The sequence below is a fragment of the Massilia sp. CFBP9026 genome (assembly GCF_034045165.1).
Classification (GTDB): Bacteria; Pseudomonadota; Gammaproteobacteria; order Burkholderiales; family Burkholderiaceae_D; genus Telluria; species Telluria arenae.
The window spans coordinates 19,893-37,847 of the sequence record NZ_JAXCWH010000011.1; the positions used below are offsets into that span (position 1 = coordinate 19,893).

Annotated in this window: 20 protein-coding genes; 18 read left to right on the forward strand and 2 right to left on the reverse strand. The window is 63.4% G+C overall.

All coding sequences use genetic code 11. The features are described 5' to 3' along the window. Nucleotides 1-146 precede the first annotated feature (146 nt). Together trpS and SOM28_RS22590 are read left to right on the forward strand one after the other, a co-directional pair. Nucleotides 147-1,184, forward strand: coding sequence for a tryptophan--tRNA ligase (gene trpS, locus SOM28_RS22585; protein WP_123071574.1), 1,038 nt, complete (start codon nucleotides 147-149; stop codon nucleotides 1,182-1,184). 121 nt (nucleotides 1,185-1,305) lie between these two features. Beyond that, entirely contained in the window at nucleotides 1,306-2,355 is a 1,050-nt protein-coding gene (locus tag SOM28_RS22590) for a zinc ribbon domain-containing protein (RefSeq protein ID WP_320469536.1), read from the forward strand. An 86-nt stretch (nucleotides 2,356-2,441) separates the two neighbouring features. Here SOM28_RS22590 and SOM28_RS22595 read toward each other — a convergent pair whose 3' ends face one another. Then, nucleotides 2,442-2,876, reverse strand: a complete 435-nt coding sequence (locus SOM28_RS22595) for a DUF3597 domain-containing protein (RefSeq protein ID WP_183407540.1) — start codon at nucleotides 2,874-2,876, stop codon at nucleotides 2,442-2,444. Nucleotides 2,877-3,574: 698 nt separating this feature from the next. Here SOM28_RS22595 and SOM28_RS22600 point away from each other — a divergent pair. The 8 genes from SOM28_RS22600 (at nucleotide 3,575) to SOM28_RS22635 (ending at nucleotide 12,278) form a co-directional block, all read left to right on the forward strand. Continuing rightward, a complete protein-coding gene (locus SOM28_RS22600) occupies nucleotides 3,575-3,919 on the forward strand; it encodes a DUF1294 domain-containing protein (protein ID WP_123071576.1) in 345 nt (114 codons plus the stop codon). 31 nt (nucleotides 3,920-3,950) lie between these two features. Then, nucleotides 3,951-4,703 carry a glycerophosphodiester phosphodiesterase gene (gene ugpQ / locus SOM28_RS22605; RefSeq protein WP_123071580.1) on the forward strand — a complete coding sequence of 251 codons (753 nt, stop codon included), beginning with the start codon at nucleotides 3,951-3,953 and terminating at the stop codon, nucleotides 4,701-4,703. A 94-nt stretch (nucleotides 4,704-4,797) separates the two neighbouring features. Then, entirely contained in the window at nucleotides 4,798-5,025 is a 228-nt protein-coding gene (locus tag SOM28_RS22610; RefSeq protein WP_123071577.1) for a hypothetical protein, read from the forward strand. A gap of 113 nt (nucleotides 5,026-5,138) precedes the next feature. Next, nucleotides 5,139-7,748 carry an alanine--tRNA ligase gene (gene alaS, locus SOM28_RS22615; RefSeq protein ID WP_320469537.1) on the forward strand — a complete coding sequence of 870 codons (2,610 nt, stop codon included), beginning with the start codon at nucleotides 5,139-5,141 and terminating at the stop codon, nucleotides 7,746-7,748. 471 nt (nucleotides 7,749-8,219) lie between these two features. Beyond that, nucleotides 8,220-8,447 carry a sulfurtransferase TusA family protein gene (locus SOM28_RS22620; RefSeq protein ID WP_040777452.1) on the forward strand — a complete coding sequence of 76 codons (228 nt, stop codon included), beginning with the start codon at nucleotides 8,220-8,222 and terminating at the stop codon, nucleotides 8,445-8,447. A 214-nt stretch (nucleotides 8,448-8,661) separates the two neighbouring features. Further along, nucleotides 8,662-9,411 (forward strand): electron transfer flavoprotein subunit beta/FixA family protein, encoded by a 750-nt coding sequence (locus SOM28_RS22625; RefSeq protein ID WP_005668874.1) that lies wholly within the window; start codon nucleotides 8,662-8,664, stop codon nucleotides 9,409-9,411. Between the two features lie 34 nt (nucleotides 9,412-9,445). Continuing rightward, a complete protein-coding gene (locus SOM28_RS22630; RefSeq protein WP_123071579.1) occupies nucleotides 9,446-10,375 on the forward strand; it encodes an electron transfer flavoprotein subunit alpha/FixB family protein in 930 nt (309 codons plus the stop codon). A gap of 112 nt (nucleotides 10,376-10,487) precedes the next feature. Beyond that, on the forward strand, nucleotides 10,488-12,278 hold the full coding sequence (locus SOM28_RS22635; protein ID WP_320469538.1) for an acyl-CoA dehydrogenase: 1,791 nt from the start codon (nucleotides 10,488-10,490) through the stop codon (nucleotides 12,276-12,278). Here SOM28_RS22635 and SOM28_RS22640 read toward each other — a convergent pair. Then, the gene (locus SOM28_RS22640) at nucleotides 12,275-12,688 is read right to left on the reverse strand and encodes an NINE protein (protein ID WP_320469539.1); all 414 of its coding nucleotides are present in this window, start codon (nucleotides 12,686-12,688) and stop codon (nucleotides 12,275-12,277) included. The genes SOM28_RS22635 and SOM28_RS22640 overlap by 4 nt on opposite strands. A 240-nt stretch (nucleotides 12,689-12,928) precedes the next feature. Between SOM28_RS22640 and rpsP the strand changes: the two genes are divergently transcribed. The 8 genes from rpsP to SOM28_RS22680 all read left to right on the forward strand — a co-directional run bounded on the left by rpsP (nucleotide 12,929) and on the right by SOM28_RS22680 (nucleotide 17,875). After that, the gene (rpsP, locus tag SOM28_RS22645) at nucleotides 12,929-13,177 is read left to right on the forward strand and encodes a 30S ribosomal protein S16 (RefSeq protein ID WP_123071958.1); all 249 of its coding nucleotides are present in this window, start codon (nucleotides 12,929-12,931) and stop codon (nucleotides 13,175-13,177) included. Nucleotides 13,178-13,225: 48 nt separating this feature from the next. Next, nucleotides 13,226-13,756, forward strand: coding sequence for a ribosome maturation factor RimM (gene rimM / locus SOM28_RS22650; RefSeq protein WP_183407562.1), 531 nt, complete (start codon nucleotides 13,226-13,228; stop codon nucleotides 13,754-13,756). Between the two features lie 27 nt (nucleotides 13,757-13,783). Beyond that, entirely contained in the window at nucleotides 13,784-14,545 is a 762-nt protein-coding gene (trmD, locus tag SOM28_RS22655) for a tRNA (guanosine(37)-N1)-methyltransferase TrmD (protein WP_320469540.1), read from the forward strand. Between the two features lie 116 nt (nucleotides 14,546-14,661). After that, nucleotides 14,662-15,048 carry a 50S ribosomal protein L19 gene (gene rplS, locus SOM28_RS22660; protein WP_123071955.1) on the forward strand — a complete coding sequence of 129 codons (387 nt, stop codon included), beginning with the start codon at nucleotides 14,662-14,664 and terminating at the stop codon, nucleotides 15,046-15,048. A 34-nt stretch (nucleotides 15,049-15,082) separates the two neighbouring features. Next, complete coding sequence (locus SOM28_RS22665) at nucleotides 15,083-15,793, forward strand: CoA pyrophosphatase (protein WP_123071954.1); 711 nt, start codon at nucleotides 15,083-15,085, stop codon at nucleotides 15,791-15,793. A gap of 91 nt (nucleotides 15,794-15,884) precedes the next feature. Beyond that, a complete protein-coding gene (locus SOM28_RS22670) occupies nucleotides 15,885-16,844 on the forward strand; it encodes a CobD/CbiB family protein (protein ID WP_147933932.1) in 960 nt (319 codons plus the stop codon). Between the two features lie 131 nt (nucleotides 16,845-16,975). Further along, nucleotides 16,976-17,329: a DUF3579 domain-containing protein gene (locus tag SOM28_RS22675; RefSeq protein WP_123071952.1), complete on the forward strand. Its 354-nt coding sequence runs from the start codon at nucleotides 16,976-16,978 to the stop codon at nucleotides 17,327-17,329. A gap of 96 nt (nucleotides 17,330-17,425) precedes the next feature. Continuing rightward, nucleotides 17,426-17,875 (forward strand): CBS domain-containing protein, encoded by a 450-nt coding sequence (locus SOM28_RS22680; RefSeq protein ID WP_123071951.1) that lies wholly within the window; start codon nucleotides 17,426-17,428, stop codon nucleotides 17,873-17,875. The last annotated feature ends 80 nt before the right edge of the window (nucleotides 17,876-17,955 follow it).

A 17,955-nucleotide genomic window follows, 5' to 3' on the forward strand; every position in this document is an offset into this window, starting at 1 on the left:
CCGAAAGCACATCTCATTCTTGCCTGGTGGCGCCGCTCCTAGCGCGCGGCCCCGGAAATGATGTGCATTTCAGCTAACGCCGCCTCGATTTGGGTGGCGTTCATTCATTGACGCAGGACGATCGAGGCATCTACCAAGGAACCTCGATGACCCTGCAACAAAACACTTCTCCTGATTCTGCTCCGATGAGCCAGATCATCCTGACCGGCGACCGTCCGACCGGTCCGCTGCACCTCGGTCACTTCGTGGGCAGCCTGCGCGATCGTGTGACCTACCAGCACCAGTATCGGCAATTCGTCATGCTGGCCGACTCGCAGGCGCTGACCGACAATATGGATGACTTGAGTAAGGTACACCGGAACGTGCTGGAAGTGGCGCTCGATTACCTTGCCGTAGGGATCGACCCGACCAAGACCACGATCTTCATCCAGTCGCAGATCCCGGAGCTGACCGAGCTGACCTTCTATTACCTGAACCTGGTGACCGTGGCGCGCCTCGAGCGCAACCCGACCGTGAAGGCGGAAATCGTCCTGCGCGGCTTCGAGCGCGACATCCCGGCCGGCTTCCTGACCTATCCGGCCAGCCAGGCCGCCGACATCACCGCCTTCAAGGCCGGCGTGGTGCCGGTAGGCGAAGACCAGATCCCGATGATCGAGCAGTGCAACGAGATCGTGCGCCGCTTCAACCGCATCGTCGGCCGCGACGTCCTGGTCGAGGCCAAGGCCTTCGTGCCGGAAGTCGGCCGCCTGCCGGGCATCGACGGCAAGGCCAAGATGAGCAAGTCGCTCGGCAACACCATCAACCTGGGCGCCAGCGCCGACGAGATCCGCGCCGCGGTCAAGAACGTCTACACTGACCCGCTGCACCTGAAGGTGTCGGATCCGGGCCATATCGAGGGCAATGTCGCCTTCACCTACCTGGACGCTTTTGACACCGACAAGGAGGGCCTGGCCGAGATGAAGGCGCACTACCAGCGCGGCGGCCTGGGCGACAGCATCGTCAAGAAGCGCCTCGAAGGCATCCTGCAAGACCTGCTGGCGCCTATCCGCGCCCGCCGCGAAGAGTTCGCCAAGGACCCGGCTCAGGTGATGAAGATGCTGCAGGAAGGCACCCTCAAGGCGCGCGAAGTGGCTGCCGCGACCACCGACGAAGTCAAGAAGGCGCTGGGCCTGTCCTACTTCTAAGCGCAAGTGGTATCGCAACCCGATACTGGCAGTAGCGCACAGCGGGCCTCCATCAACTGCCAGTAGCATGATCTTCCCGACGATGGCAAGCTGCGGGCTTGTCATCGCCGAGGAGTGCTTCATGAGCAAGGGCTTGCGCCTGACCGAACAATGGATGCAGCGGGCCTTGTGGCTCGTCGCCTTCGTCTTCGCCGGTTTCCTGATCGGCCTGGGCGGCCTGGTCGTGCAGCAACTGCGCGACGTCGAAGCGCCGTTGACGGTCGAAGAGTTCATGAACCCGGCCCAGGTCGGCAAGCTGCGTACCGAGATGGCCAGCGAGCAGGCGCGCATCGAAGGCGCACGCACGCGCCTCGAGCAAGCCAGCCAGAAGCACACGGTGGCGCAGTCGAATACGCGCTCGGCGCGCTCGACCTTCGACAACTGGCTCGCGACCCGGCAGGCGACCGCGCGGCCAGAGCAAGACCCCGAACTGATCAAGCGTACCCAGGGCCTGGAGGCCCTGGAGCGCGCTGAACGCGCCGCCCTCGCGGCGGTGGAACGCGAACAGCAGACAATGCTGGACGCCACCCAGGCCTACGAGCGCGCCAAGCTGCGCTGGGACGCCCTGCAAGAACCGGCGCAGCAGGCCTTCGCCGACGAAGTCGAGGCGCGCGAGCTGCGCGTCTTTCTCTACCGCCTGGCACTGACCTTGCCGCTGCTGCTGGCGGCCGGCTGGCTGTTCAGGCACAAGCGCAAGACCGCCGACTGGCCGTTCGCCTGGGGCTTCATCATCTTTGCCCTGTTCACCTTCTTCTTCGAGCTGGTGCCCTACCTGCCGAGCTATGGCGGCTACGTGCGCTACATCGTCGGCATCATCCTGACCGTGGTCGCGGGGCGCTATGCCATCGCCTGGCTGCAGGGCTACCTGGCGCGCCAGAAGCAGGCCGAGGCGCTGCCAGATGCCGAACGGCGCCAGGGCATGCGCTATGACCTCGTCCAGGCGCGCCTGGCGAAAAGCGTGTGTCCCGGTTGCGAGCGCGCCGTCGACCTCAAGGATGGCAAGACCGACTTCTGCCCGCACTGCGGCATCGGCCTGTTCAACCGATGCGGCGCCTGTACGGCGCGCAAGAACGCGTTCGCTCGCTTTTGCTTTGCGTGCGGGACGGCGGCCAATACGACGCTTGCGGAATGATCGCCGCCAGCGCACGCACCGTCACCCCGGCGCAGGCTGGGGTCCAGGCACTGCCCCGGCGCAGGCCGGGGTCCAAGTACCTGATATCAGTCGCGCAGATCGGCCGGCACCTTGCCGCCGTTGGCAGCCAGCTTGTTCATCACCTGACGGTGCAGCCAGATGTTCATCTTGGCCGAATCACTGGTATCGCCGGTGTAGTTCAGTTCGGCTGCCAGTTCCTTGCGCGAGGCCAGGCTGCTGTCCAGGCCGAGCAGCTTGAGCAGGTCGACGATCGAGGTGCGCCAGTTCAGTTGCTGGCCGGACGACTTCTGCATATCGTTCAGGATCTGCTCGACGTCGACCTGCTGGACCGGGGCAGCGGCGGCCGGAGCAGCGGCTGGCGCTGCGGCCGGTGCGCTTGGCGCCGGCGCGGCTTGTGGGTGGGCAGGCGCCGCAGCCGGAGCTGCAGCCGTCGTCGCGGCAGGCGCCGCATCTTTCTTACCTGGGAAAATTTTGTGGAAAATATTGCTCAGGATACCCACGGGACCCTCCTTTTCTGGTGATTGTTTACGGATATTGTTGGCCATATAGCCGAGCGCGACCGCCAGCGCGGCGCCGCCGGCAGCCTTGATCAAGGTTGGATGCTCGGCATAGAAGTCGCTCATACGGTCGACAATGCCGGGATTCTCTTGTTGCGCCTTTTCGGCCAGTTCTTGCACTTGCTCAGGCGAGACTTGCGCCGCCTGTTCCGGCGTTACCTTTGATGGCGCGTTGCCGCCGAAAATCTTGCCCAATGCGCCGCCGGCCACGGAGCCGAGCAAGCCGCCACCTGCGCCGCCCAGCAGGCTGTTGAGCATGCCGGCGCGCTGGTCGGGATTGCTCTGGCCGAACAACTGGCTGACCATCTGGGGGAAGGGCGGGGTCTGGTCCGAGCGCAACGCGCTGGCAATGCCCTGGGCGATGCTGGCGCGGGGCGCGTTCTGCGCCACCTGGTCGAAGTCGTCGGCAGCCTTGCCATTGTTGGCGACGGCGCCCGCGCCGCCGATATATTGCTGCAATAAGTTACCTAAATCGAAAGCCATGTCATCTCCTACGTGATGTGATACCTGTGAGGACTCAGCGTAGGTGTTTGGTATCGTCGGCTCTGTTCGATGACGAACCCAGGAGCGGCATCGGGGAAGTAAATGATGCTGCATTTGCCCAGTGGACATTTGCGGGCCGGCAGCGGTAAGCTGGCGCCATGCCTTACCTGCCGCTCGTCCTTTTTCTCGCCGTCTACCTGTTCGCCAGCCTGGCCTGGGATATGTCCCAGCTGGTCGGCGCCGCCTACCTGACGACCAGCCTGACCTGCTTCGTCGCCTACGCCATCGACAAGTCGGCGGCGCGCTCGCAGTCCTGGCGCACGCCCGAGTCGACGCTGCTGATCCTCGGCCTGGTCGGCGGCTGGCCCGGCGCCTTGCTGGCGCAGCAATGGCTGCGACACAAGACCAGCAAGCAATCGTTCCAGCGCAAGTTCCAGCTGACGGTGGCGCTGAACCTGGGCGCCTTCGCCTGGCTGGCCTGGCGCCTCGGCGTGCCGGCCTGATTGTCGACAGGAGGCGCGCATGTGGCCCCGCATCTGGCCTTACCCCCGCATCCTGGCCCACCGTGGCGGCGGCACCCTGGCGCCCGAGAACACCTATGCCGGCCTGCGCTGCGGGATGCAGGCGGGCTTTCGGGCGATCGAGTTCGACGTCATGCTGGCGCGCGACGGTGTCCCGGTGGTGGTGCACGATCCCGGCCTGGGCCGCACGGTGAAGGGCACGGGCAGCGTATTCGAGCACGATGCCGGCGATCTGGCGGCGATGGATGCCGGCGCCTGGTTCGCCCCGGCGTTTGCCGGCGAACCGGTGCCGCTGTTTACCGAATTCGCGCGCCTGTGCAAGGAGCAGGGCGTGTGGATGAATATCGAGATCAAGCCAGCGCCCGGTTTTGAAACGGAAACCGGCGCGGTCGTGGCGGCGCTTGCCGCCGATCTGTTCGCCGCCGAACTCGCGGCCGGAGACATGGCCCGGGTCCCATTACTGTCCTCGTTCAGTGACGTGGCGCTGGCCAGTGCGCGCGCGGCCGCGCCGCAACTTCCGCGCGCCTGCCTGATCAGCGCGCTGGGGCCGGACTGGGAATCACGTGCGCGCGCGCTGGACGCGGTTGCCATCCACACCAATCACCAGCACCTGGGGCCGGAGATGGCGCGCGCGGTGAAGGATCGCGGCTTCGGCCTGTTCTGCTACACCGTCAACGATCCCGGCCGTGCGCGCACCTTGCTGGACTGGGGTGTGGACGCTTTCTGCACCGACCGCATCGACCTGATCGGGCCTGATTTCGCCTGAGAGACTTTCGGCTCAGCAATATATTTGTCAGGCGGCCTCAAGAATGGTCGCCCGGGAGACGTTAAGTACTGACGATCTCTTTGAAGCAGCAAGCATGGCACCCTCGACCACCATCATCCCGTTGTCCCCGCACGCCGCAGGCGCCCAGGCCGCCGTCAGCCAATGGCTCGACCTCGTCAGCAAGTCGGTGCAGGCCGGTGCGCGCCGGCGCGATACCGATCCGACCGGCGAGACCCGTGCGCGCATCCTGCAAGGTGCGGCCATGACGATGCTGGCCCCCGTCGAGCCGAAGACGCGCGCGGTATCGCACCTGCTGCGCTGAATCCATTGTTGCTAGCAAGTTGTCATTATCTGCATGACCGATATTGACGGCGGCGGCTAGGCTATAATCGTTCCTTTATATGGCACGCTGCCTCATTCCGCCCTCCAACAGACATGAAATCCTCAGACATTCGCGAAAAGTTCCTGAAGTTCTTTGAATCCAAAGGCCATTCCATCGTGCGTTCCAGCCCGCTGGTGCCTGGCAATGACCCGACCATGCTGTTGACCAATAGCGGAATGGTGCAGTTCAAGGATGTGTTCCTGGGCCTGGATTCCCGCCCGTATTCGCGCGCGACCTCGGTCCAGCGCTGCGTGCGCGCCGGCGGCAAGCACAACGACCTGGAAAACGTCGGCTACACCGCACGTCACCACACCTTCTTTGAAATGCTGGGCAACTTCAGCTTCGGCGACTATTTCAAGCGCGAGGCGATCCAGTATGCGTGGGAATTGCTGACGAAAGTCTATGGCCTGCCGGCCGAGAAGCTGACCGTCACCGTCTATTTCGAAGACGACGAAGCCTACGACATCTGGGCCAACGAGATCGGCGTGCCGAAAGAGCGCATCATCCGCATCGGCGACAACAAGGGCGCGCGCTACGCCTCGGACAACTTCTGGCAGATGGCCGACACCGGCCCATGCGGCCCGTGCACCGAGATCTTCTTTGACCACGGCGCCGACATCTGGGGCGGTCCTCCGGGTTCGGCCGAAGAAGACGGCGACCGCTTCATCGAGATCTGGAACCTGGTGTTCATGCAGTTCAACCGCGACGAAGCGGGCAATATGACCCCGCTGCCGAAGCCGTCGATCGACACCGGCATGGGCATGGAGCGCCTGGCCGCCGTGCTGCAGCACGTGCACAGCAACTACGAGATCGACCTGTTCCAGAACCTGATCAAGGCCGCCGCGCGCGAGACCGGCATCGACGACCTGGGCAATAATTCGCTCAAGGTCATCGCCGACCACATCCGGTCGGCCTCGTTCATGATCGTCGACGGCATTATCCCGAGCAGCGAAGGCCACGGCTACGTCCTGCGCCGCATCATCCGCCGCGCGCTGCGCCACGGCCACAAGCTGGGCCAGACGAAGCCGTTCTTCTACAAGCTGGTGGCCGACCTGGACCTCGAGATGGGCGAAGCCTATCCGGAACTGCGCAACGTGAAAGACCGCGTGGCGTCGGTGCTGAAGGCCGAGGAAGAGCGTTTCGGCGAGACGCTGGAAAACGGCATGAAGATCCTGGAAGCCCAGCTGGCCAAGGATCCGAAGAACCTCGATGGCGCCACCGCCTTCACCCTGTACGACACCTACGGCTTCCCGCTCGACCTGACCGCCGACATCTGCCGTGAGCGTAACGTGACGCTCGACGAGGCGGGCTTCGCCGCCGCCATGGAACAGCAGAAGAAGACCGCGCGCGCCGCCGGCAAGTTCAAGATGGCCGCCAACGTCGAGTACGCGGGGGAGAAGACCAAGTTCGTCGGCTACGACTCGCTGGCCCACAACACCCACGTGCTGGCGCTGTACGCCGACGGCGTGAAGGTCGATGAGTTGAAGGCCGGCCAGGCCGGCATCGTCGTGCTCGACACCACCCCGTTCTATGCCGAATCGGGCGGCCAGGTCGGCGACCAGGGTGTCATCGGCGGCGCCGCTGTGCGCTTCGAGGTCGAGGACACGCTCAAGATCCAGGCCGACGTCTTCGGCCACCACGGCGTGCTGCGCGAGGGTTCGCTGAAGGTCGGCGACACCGTCGACGCGCAAGTGGACACCGTCAAGCGCGGCCGCACCATCCGCAACCACTCGGCCACCCACCTGATGCACAAGGCCTTGCGCGAAGTGCTGGGCAGCCACGTGCAGCAAAAGGGCTCGCTGGTCGATCCGGACAAGACCCGCTTCGACTTCAGCCACCCGCAAGCGCTGACCGCGGATGAGATCGCGCAAGTGGAAGCCATCGTCAACCGCGAGATCCTGGAAAACCACCCGACCCAGTCGCACCACATGTCCTTCGACGACGCCGTCAAGCATGGCGCGATGGCGCTGTTCGGCGAGAAGTACGGCGACACCGTGCGCGTGCTGGACATCGGCACCTCGAAAGAGCTGTGCGGCGGCGTCCACGTGACCCGTACCGGCGACATCGGCCTGTTCAAGATCGTGTCGGAAGGCGGCGTTGCCGCCGGCATCCGCCGCGTGGAAGCGGTGACGGGCGAGGGCGCCCTGGCGCTGGTGCAGTCGATCAACCGCAAGCTGGTCGAAGCGGCCGGCGCGCTCAAGACCAGCCCGGACGAGCTGACCACCCGCATCGCCCAGGTGCAGGACCAGGTCAAGACCCTGGAGAAGGAAGTCGCCGCGCTGAAATCGAAACTGGCGGCAGGCCAGGGCGACGAGCTGCTGGGCAAGGCAGTCGACGTCAGCGGCATCAAGGTGCTTGCGGCAACGATGGAAGGCGCCGACGTGGCCACCCTGCGCGAAGCCATGGACAAGCTGAAGGACAAGCTGGGCACGGCCGCCATCGTGCTGGCCAGTGTCGTCGATGGCAAGGTCAGCCTGATCGCTGGCGTGACCAAGGATGCCACCGGTAAAGTCAAAGCCGGCGAGCTGGTGAACTTCGTCGCCCAGCAGGTGGGCGGCAAGGGCGGCGGCCGTCCTGATATGGCGCAAGCAGGCGGTACCGATCCGTCGGGCCTGCCGGCAGCGCTGGCCGGCGTGGCTGGCTGGGTCGGCGAACGCGCCTGATCTTTAGCAAACGCCACCCTTAGCATTTAGCTTCAACACGTCGTCCCCGCGCAGGCGGGGACCCAAGTTTTCATGCGCTGTGTCTACGTAAATCGTAGTCGCTGCGCAAAGGATTTGGGTCCCCGCCTGCGCGGGGACGACGTTTTTTACGTTCGCGACTATGGGCCAGGCAGACTCGCAACCAAGTCGTAACACTTTGTTTTCATGGTCATTCGGACTATTGCACGCCCCAATTCGGACCGCATCTACGGGGTGTGGTGCACCGCTGCAGTGCCGATTCGTGAGCATCCAGTACACACCCAATGTATTTCGGTCAAGCATTTCACATTGCGGTTGCAATCCTGCAACAATGTGTGACTATTTTGGTGCGGTGCGTCATACTGCCCGAATTGGAGTAGTATGCGACTGAAGTTGGACCACTTAATCAAAGCAGGTAATGCGATGAGCGATATCACTTTTGAAACCGACACCATGGAATTCCAGAGAGACCTGGATGCACGCGGACTGAACTGCCCGCTGCCCATCCTCAAAGCCAAGAAGGCGCTCGCCGAGATGGAAACCGGCCAGGTGCTGCGCATCGTTGCCACCGACACCGGCTCCGTGCGCGACTTCCAGGCCTTCGCCAAACAAACCGGCAATGCCTTGCTGGCTCATACCCATGAGAATGGCGAGTTCACCTTCCTGATGCGCCGCAAATAATGCGACAGGCTGCAGCCCATGCTGCAGCCGCGTGCATACCCTGAGGCGGGGCATCCAGCCCCGTCCGCTCCCCTTGTAAAAACCGAAATGGGCCGATTAGGTGATTTCCTCTAACTAAAAATCGCACGATCGTGCTTTAATTTGGCCCGGAGCGTCGATTTCTCATATAATCTATGCCACTTATTTCGATCCATCCCATTTTTAAAGGCACCCTATGAAAGTCCTGGTACCCGTCAAACGCGTGGTCGACTACAACGTCAAGGTTCGCGTCAAGTCCGACAATAGCGGCGTCGATGTCGCCAACGTCAAGATGTCGATGAACCCGTTCGACGAGATCGCACTCGAAGAGGCAACCCGCCTGAAAGAGGGCGGCAAGGTCACCGAGGTGGTGGCGGTCTCGGTGGGCGTGGCCCAGTGCCAGGAAACCCTGCGTACCGGCATGGCGATCGGCGCCGACCGCGGCATCCTGGTGGAAACCGCCGGCGACACCGAGCCGCTGGCCGTAGCCAAGATCGTCAAGGCGCTGGCCGACAAGGAGCAGCCGCAGCTGATCATCCTGGGCAAGCAGGCGATCGACGACGATTCGAACCAGACCGGCCAGATGCTGGCTGCGCTGCTGGGCTGGCCGCAAGCCACGTTTGCCTCGAAAGTCGTGCTGGAAGACGGTAAAGTGACCGTGACGCGCGAAGTCGATGGCGGCCTGGAAACCGTCGCCCTGACCCTGCCAGCGATCATCACCACCGACCTGCGCCTGAACGAGCCGCGCTACGTGACGCTGCCGAACATCATGAAGGCGAAGAAGAAGCCGCTCGAGACCGTCAAGCCAGAAGACCTGGGCGTCGACGTCGCGCCGCGCCTGAAGACCCTGAAGGTCGTCGAGCCAGCCAAGCGCTCGGCCGGCGTCAAGGTGCCGGACGTGGCGACCCTGGTGCAGAAGCTGCGCACCGAAGCCAAAGTCATCTGAGCCGTCTGTCGTTACTTAATACATAGGAATCAACATGGTCGCATTAGTCATTGCTGAACACGACAACGGCTCCCTGAAGGGCGCTACCCACCACACCGTGACCGCGGCCGCCCAGTGTGGCGGCGACGTGCACATCCTGGTCGCCGGCTCGAGCTGCGGCGCCGCTGCCGAAGCCGCCGCCCAGATCGCCGGCGTGGCCAAGGTGCTGGTCGCCGACGCGCCGCACTTCGCCGACGGCCTGGCCGAGAACGTGGCCGAGCAGATCCTGGCCATCGCCGGCGACTACTCGCACATCCTGGCCCCGGCCACCGCCTACGGCAAGAACATCCTGCCGCGCGTGGCTGCCAAGCTGGACGTGGCGCAGATTTCCGAGATCACCAAGGTCGATTCGCCCGACACCTTCGAGCGTCCGATCTACGCCGGCAACGCGATCGCTACCGTGCAGTCGAGCGACAAGGTCAAGGTCATCACCGTGCGCGGCACCGCCTTCGATTCGGCAGCCGGCGGCGGTTCGGCCGCCATCGAGAGCGTGACTGCCGTCGCCGACTCGGGCACCTCTACTTTTGTCGGCCGCGAATTGGCCAAGTCGGACCGTCCCGAACTGACCGCCGCCAAGGTGATCGTCTCCGGTGGCCGCGGCATCGGCTCGGCCGACAACTTCAAGATCCTGGAGCCGCTGGCCGACAAGCTGGGCGCCGCCATGGGCGCGTCGCGCGCCGCGGTCGACGCCGGCTTCGTGCCGAACGACTGGCAGGTGGGCCAGACCGGCAAGATCGTCGCCCCGACCCTCTACATCGCCGTCGGCATCTCGGGCGCGATCCAGCACCTGGCCGGCATGAAGGATTCGAAGACCATCGTCGCCATCAACAAGGACCCGGAAGCGCCGATCTTCTCGGTCGCCGACTACGGCCTGGTGGGCGACCTGTTCGAGGTCGTGCCGGAGCTGGTCAAGGAACTGGGCTGACCGGCCGGCGCGCTCATCGAGACTGACGCGCGCCACAGGCACCCGCACACGCCGTTCCCGCCCGCGCAGGAACGGCGTTTTTTTTGCATGAGAGACCATCAGGAGACAATAGGTGAGCTATAACGCCCCGCTGAAAGACATGCAGTTCGTCCTCAATGAACTGGCCAACCTCGCCGAGGTCAATGCGCTGCCCGGCTGCGAGGACGCGACGCCCGACACCGTGGAAGCGGTGCTGGAAGAAAACGCGAAATTCTGCGGCGAAGTGATCGCCCCGCTGAACCATGCCGGCGACAAGGAGCCGAGCTACTGGAAGGATGGCGCGGTCACCACGACCAGGGGTTTCAAGGAAGCCTTCCGTGCCTACGCCGACGCCGGCTGGCAAGGCGTGCAGCACCCGCAGGAATTCGGCGGCCAGGGTTTACCGAAGCTGGTGGCCACGCCCTGCATGGAGATGCTGCACGGCGCGAACCTAGCGTTCGCGCTGGTCGCGCTGCTGTCCGACGGCGCCATCGAGGCGCTGCTCACCGCCGGCTCCGACGAACAGAAAGCGCGCTTCCTCGAGCCGCTGATCTCGGGCCAGTGGACCGGCACCATGAACCTGACCGAGCCGCAGGCCGGTTCCGACCTGGCCGCCGTGCGCACCCGCGCCGAGCCGCAGGGCGACGGCACCTATAAAATCTTCGGCACCAAGATCTTCATCACCTATGGCGATCACGACATGACCGAGAACATCGTTCACCTGGTGCTGGCGCGCACGCCAGATGCGCCGCCGGGCGTGAAGGGTATCTCGCTGTTCATCGTGCCGAAGTTCCTGATCAATGACGATGGTTCATTAGGGAGCCGCAACGACGTGCACTGTGTCTCGATCGAGCACAAGCTGGGCATCAAGGCCAGCCCGACCGCCGTGCTGCAGTTCGGCGACGGCGGCGGCGCGATCGGCACCCTGGTGGGCGAGGAAAACCGCGGCCTGGAATACATGTTCATCATGATGAACGCGGCCCGCTTCGGCGTCGGCATGCAGGGCGTCGGCCTGGCCGAACACGCCTATCAGCAGGCGGTGGCGTTTGCAAAAGACCGCATCCAGTCGCGCGAAGTGTCGGGGTCAAGCGGTCCCGTGGCGATCATCAACCACCCGGATGTGCGCCGTATGCTGATGTCGATGCGCGCACAGACCGAGGCGGCGCGTGCGCTGGCCTATGTCGGCGCCGGCATCTCGGACCTGGCGCATCACCATCCCGACGAGGCGACCCGCCAGGCGAACCTGGCTGTGTATGAATACCTGGTCCCGGTGATCAAGGGCTGGTCGACCGAGATGAGCGAGAACGTCGCGCGCGACGGCGTGCAGGTGCATGGTGGCATGGGCTTCATTGAAGAGACCGGCGCGGCCCAGCATTACCGCGACGCCAAGATCCTCACCATTTATGAGGGCACGACAGCGATCCAGGCCAACGACCTGGTGGGACGCAAGACGGTGCGCGATGGCGGTGCGGTGGCCAAGGCGCTGATCGCGCAGATCCGCGCGGTCGAAGCCCAGTTGGGCGAGGTGCAGGGAGAAGACTACGCCGCGATCGCGCGCAGCCTGCGGGAGGGCGCGGCCGCGCTGGAGCAGGTGGTCGACTACGTGGTCGCCAATGTCAAATCGGACGTGCGCGCCGTGTTTGCCGGCAGCGTGACGTACCTGAAGCTGGCCGGCATCGTGCTGGGTGGCTGGCAGATGGCGCGCGCGGCGCTGGTCGCGCAAGGCAAGCTGGCTGCGGGCGAGGGCGATGCCGCCTTCTATCGCGCCAAGATCGCCACCGCGCGCTTCTTCGCCGATCACATCCTGTCGCAGGCGCCGGGACTGCGCACGTCAATCGTCGACGGCGCGGCGGGCGTGCTGGCGCTGGACGTCGAGCAGTTCTAACCGTAGGCGCCGCCCGTAAACAGGATGTCGAACAGCCGCGCCATCGTCCCGATCAGGACGATGGCGCCGGTCAGCATCGTGATCACCAGCAGCACCGGCAAGATCCAGTTCGAGCGCGATTGCCGGCCGCTGCCGGCGTTGTGTTTCGCATCCCACTTCTCGTCGGGCGTGAGTCCGATCACCAGTGCTTCGATGAAGCCGGCGATGCAGGACACCAGCAGCGGCAGGATCACATAGAACGGGTGCGGCTTGACCGCGCCCCACAGGATGCCGGTGACGGGCAGCGCACACAGGTGCAGCAGCCCGATCCGGTCGGCGCCCGGCTTGAGATAGAAGCGATGCGCGCCGATCCCGCCCAGCAGCAGGGCGAGCAGGGTGGCGACGGTCTTGTTCTTGTGCGTAGCGGCCATATCATGTTGTTCATTAGTTCAGGACAGCAAGAGTATGGTCGAGATTTGCAGGAATGGCACGTTTCACGCGACAAGCTGCGGATTTGGGCGGATGGCCGGTAGCGGTGTGGTGAAAAATCAGCGATAATGGCTGATTCTTCTGGGACTGCGCGCCCGTTGTCATTAACGCTTGCTGCTGTTCGGTGTCGCGCGCTATAATCGTCGACTTTCTCCGTCCAGAACAACTTTTTCGGAAATATTATGGTCGTTATTCGTTTGGCTCGTGGTGGCGCTAAAAAGCGTCCGTTCTTCAATATCGTTGCAACCGATTCGCGCAACCGTCGCGATGGTCGTTTCATCGAGCGCATCGGTTTCTACAACCCGATGGCTTCGGGCGCCGAAGTCGGCCTGCGTATCGCTGCTGACCGTCTGGCTCACTGGCAAGGCGTTGGCGCACAACTGTCGCCAACCGTCGCTCGCCTGGTCGCCCAGCAAAAGCCAGCTGCTTAATTTTAAGCAGGTAAGCTTGTAGTGAACGATTCAGCAGTAGCGAGCGGGGTGCAAATCCCCGATGACCTGACTCCGGTCGGTTATGTTTCCGGTGCGTATGGCATCGTGGGCGGCATCCGTGTCTCCCCGCATTCGCCCGAGGCCGATGCGCTGCTGAGCGTGAAAACCTGGTGGCTCGACAAGCCGACCCTGCACGCCGTTTCGGTACGGAGTGCAAAACTGCACGGTGGCGATGTTGTCGCTACCCTGGTCGGCATGCGTGACCGCGATGAAGCCGAGGCGCTCAAAGGCGCAACGGTGCAGGTCGCGCGCAGCGAGTTTCCAGCGCTCGAAGAGGGCGAGTTCTACTGGTCCGATCTGATCGGCCTGGATGTGGTCAACCTGCAGGGCGAAGCCCTGGGCAAGGTGACCGATATGATGCACAACGGCGCGCAATCGATTTTGCGCATCACTCCGGTCGCTGATCCAGCGTCCGAAGGCAAGGCGCAAGAGCGCCTCGTGCCGTTCGTGGACCAGTTCGTCAAGACCGTCAGCCTCGAGCAACAACTGATTACCCTGGATTGGGGTCTCGATTTTTGAGCCCGTCCGTTAGAGGAGCAAGTCGCGATGCAGTTTGACGTCGTCAGCTTGTTCCCTGAAATGTTCGCCGCATTGACGCAGTCGGGAGTCACCCGGCGCGCCTTCGAGCAGCAACGCTGGGGCCTGCAGATCTGGAATCCACGCGATTTCACGCAGGACCGCCACCGCACCGTGGACGATCGCCCTTATGGCGGCGGCCCCGGCATGGTGATGATGGCCAAGCCGCTCGAAGCGACGATCAATGCAGCAAAGCAAAGACAAATCGAGCTCGGCCTGCCAAGTCCGCGTGTGGTGTTCATGTCGCCGCAAGGCAAGCCATTGACCCACGAGCGCGCGATGGCGCTCAAGGACGAGCCCGGCCTGGTGATTTTGTGCGGCCGCTACGAAGCGGTGGACCAGCGCCTGCTGGACCGCTGCGTCGATGAGGAAATTTCTCTCGGCGACTTCGTGCTGTCGGGCGGTGAATTGCCGGCCATGGCCTTGATGGATGCGGTGGTGCGCCTGATTCCCGGCGTGCTGGGCGATGATGCCTCGGCGGTCGAAGACAGCTTCGTCAACGGCCTGCTCGATTCGCCGCATTACACGCGGCCGGAAATGTACGAAGACATGCCGGTGCCGCCGGTCCTGATGGGCGGCAACCATGCCGAGATCGTCAAGTGGCGCCGGCAGCGTATGCTGGAAGCGACCGCGGCGAAACGGCCCGATCTGCTGGACAAGGCGCGCGCCGCCGGTCAGCTGAGCAAGAAAGATGAACAGTTTCTGGCAGGGTTGGTCGAACCTGCAAGCTAAGAATATGTGCCGGTACTAAAGGCACATGCAATGGCGGACGCGTTGTCCGTCGTTCAACCCCATCCTCTACTGGGCGAAGGTAGTGCCAGCAAGATGGTTTTTGGAGTCATAAAAAAATGAATCTGATTCAACAACTCGAGCAAGAAGAAATCGCACGCCTCGGCCGTGCGATCCCTGATTTCGCACCTGGCGATACCGTTATCGTCAGCGTCAACGTCGTCGAAGGCAACCGCAAGCGCGCCCAGGCATACGAAGGCGTCGTGATTTCGCGTCGTAACCGTGGCCTGAACTCGAACTTCATCGTTCGCAAGATCTCGTCCGGCGAAGGCGTCGAGCGTACGTTCCAGCTGTACTCGCCGCTGATCGCTTCGATCGAAGTGAAGCGTCGTGGTGACGTCCGTCGTGCAAAGCTGTACTACCTGCGCGAACGTTCGGGCAAGTCGGCACGTATCAAAGAAAAACTGCCACAGCGTCGCGTCAAGACCGTCGCTGCTGCCGAGTAATCTTACTCGTGCTCAGAAAAAGGCATCCGCAAGGATGCCTTTTTCTATTCTGGCGCAGTATTGCAAAGGATTCAGTTTGGCCAAATTCGTGTTTGATCCGACCCAGTTGCCGGTGACCAGCCTGGCCGGCGAGGCGCCGGTTGCGCCCGCGCGCCTGATCCCGGCCGCGCTGCGCGCACGCTTTGCGCAAACCCTGCCATGGGAAGAGGAAGCGTCGGATGAAGGCCGCGGCATGACGAGCGCCACCTTGCGCCGTGCATCCGTGCTGGTGCCGCTGGTGGCGCGCCCCGAGGGCGTGACCGTGCTGTTGACCTTGCGCACCGACCATTTGTCCAGCCATGCCGGCCAGATCAGTTTTCCCGGCGGCCGCGCCGAAGAACTCGATTCGTCCCCGATCGAGACGGCGCTGCGCGAAACCGAAGAAGAAGTCGGCCTGCACCGCCGCCATATCGAGATCATCGGCGTGCTGCCCGATTACACCACCGTCAGCGCCTATCGGGTGACGCCGGTGGTGGCCCTGGTCCAGCCGCCATTCGAGCTGCAGCCCGATCCGGGCGAAGTGGCCGAAGCGTTCGAAGTGCCCCTCAGCTTCCTGATGGATGGCCTGAACCACCAGCGCCGGGTATTCGAATTGCCGCAAGGAGCGGGGCGGCGCGCCTTTTATACGATGCCGTACGAGCAATATTTCATCTGGGGCGCGACTGCCGCCATGCTGCGCAACCTCTTCCATTTCCTTCGCGCCTAAGACTTACTTACACTCAGGGATTTGATTCTGGCAGGCTTCTCCGCTATCGTAACGGGGCAGTCGTATTGCCATAACAAAAAAGGGTTCCTGAATGACATTCTTTTCCATCCTGTGCGCACTGCTCATCGAGCAACTGAAACCGCTGCGCGCCGATAACCAGGTGTATGGCGGCGTCAAGTCGCTCGCCGTGCGCATCGAGACCTGGTTCAATGCCGGCGAGCAAAAGAATGGGCGCATGGGCTGGATCCTGATGATGAGCGCTCTGATGCTGCCGACCTGGCTCGTCTACTGGTTCTTCATGCACTACAACCTGGTGTTCCTGGCCTTTGCCTGGAATGTCCTGATCGTCTACCTGACCCTCGGTTTCCGTCATTACAGCCATTACTTCACCTCGATCCAGTTCGCGCTCAATTCAGGCGACGAACCGCGGGCGCGCACCCTCCTGGCCGAATGGACGAGGCTGGACACCGTCGGGATGGATAGCACCGAGATCACCCGCATCGCGGTCGAGAAGGCCTTGATCACGACCCACCGCAATGTGTTCGGCGTGTTCTTCTGGTTCCTGATGCCGCTGGGGCCGGCGGGCGCCGTGATGTACCGCGTGTCCGAATACCTGTCGCGCGCCTGGAACGAGCCCGACCACATGCGCAACGAAGCCTTCGGCCAGTTCGCCGCCAAGGCCTTCTACTGGATCGACTGGGTGCCGGTGCGCCTGACGGCGGTGGCCTTTGCCGTGGTCGGCAACTTCGAGGACGCCGTCTATGCCTGGCGCAATTTCGCCAACCGCTGGACCGACGAGGCGCGCGGCATCATCCTGTCGGCCGGCGGCGGTGCGATGGGTGTGCGCCTCGGCACGCCGAACGAAAATGCGCCACAATTGCTACCGGCGGACGCCGCCACGGTGGACTTGAGCGAAAGCGATGTGGATGTGATGCCGGGCGAGGAGCCGAACGTCCGCGCCCTGCAGAGCACGGTCGGACTGGTGTGGCGTGCACTGATCTTGTGGATGATCCTGCTGTTGCTGACGTCGAGCGTGGCCTGGCTGCGCTGAGTGTGGCGCGCCGGGCCTCGTCCTCAAGTCTTCTATAAGATATAATACTGCCTGTACCGAGCAAAGCCGTATTGCACTGAGCCGAATTTGCTCTCACCCACGCAGTCTTTTCTGTCTGAGCCCGTAGGACTATGACCGACCAAGCGCCACCCAAGGATGCCGAGCTCGCTGGCGAGTTTTTCATCCTGGGCATCACGAATAAAGGCAAGACGTTCCGCCCGAGCGACTGGGCCGAGCGCCTGTGCGGCGTCATGGCCTGCTATTGCCCCGGCTCTGGCGGCCCCAATGCCCACCTGAAATTCTCCCCCTACGTCTACCCGACCGTGGTCAACGGCACCAAGGCCGTCGTGGTCAACCGCAGCTTGCAAAAGATCGAACCGATGGCCTATCACTTTGTGATCAGTTTCGCCAAGGACAACGATATGCAGGTGGTCGACGCCTGTTTCGTGCCGCTGCCGGGCGAAAAGAAACCAGGCGCCGCCTGAATATCACCGCAAGCTAGCCGCCATTGGCGCTTTGATCGAAATCAAAGCGCCAATTTTGTTTTGGCCTAGCCTCACCCGGATCAGGGGAGGCCCATCATGCGCATCGGCGAAATCTGTACCACCGACACCATCTGCTGCACCCGCGACGAGACCGTGCAGGGCGCCGCCATGCTGATGCGGCGTCACCACGTCGGCGACCTGGTCGTGGTCGACACCGATGGCGGTGGCAACGTCCCGCTCGGCATCCTGACCGATCGCGACATCGTGCTGGCCGTCGTCGCTCCCGGGCTCGACCCGGCCAGCCTGCTGGCCGGCGACATCATGAGCGACGACCTGCTCACCGCGGGCGAATCCGACGACGTCTATGAGACCATCGAGCACATGCGCCTGCGCGGCATCCGCCGGGTGCCGGTCGTGGATGCCCAGGGCAACCTCTGCGGCATCGTCAGCGCCGACGACCTCCTCGAGTTCCTGGCCGAAGAGATGAGCGAGCTGTCACGCATCGGCTCCTGGCAGCAATCGCATGAGCGCCGTGTGCGCCAATAGCTGCCTGCCGGCAAGTCCTGTCAACTGGGTTGGCGTATAGGTCACGGGCAAGACGCCCGTCTGCTACCATCGTGGAGCAG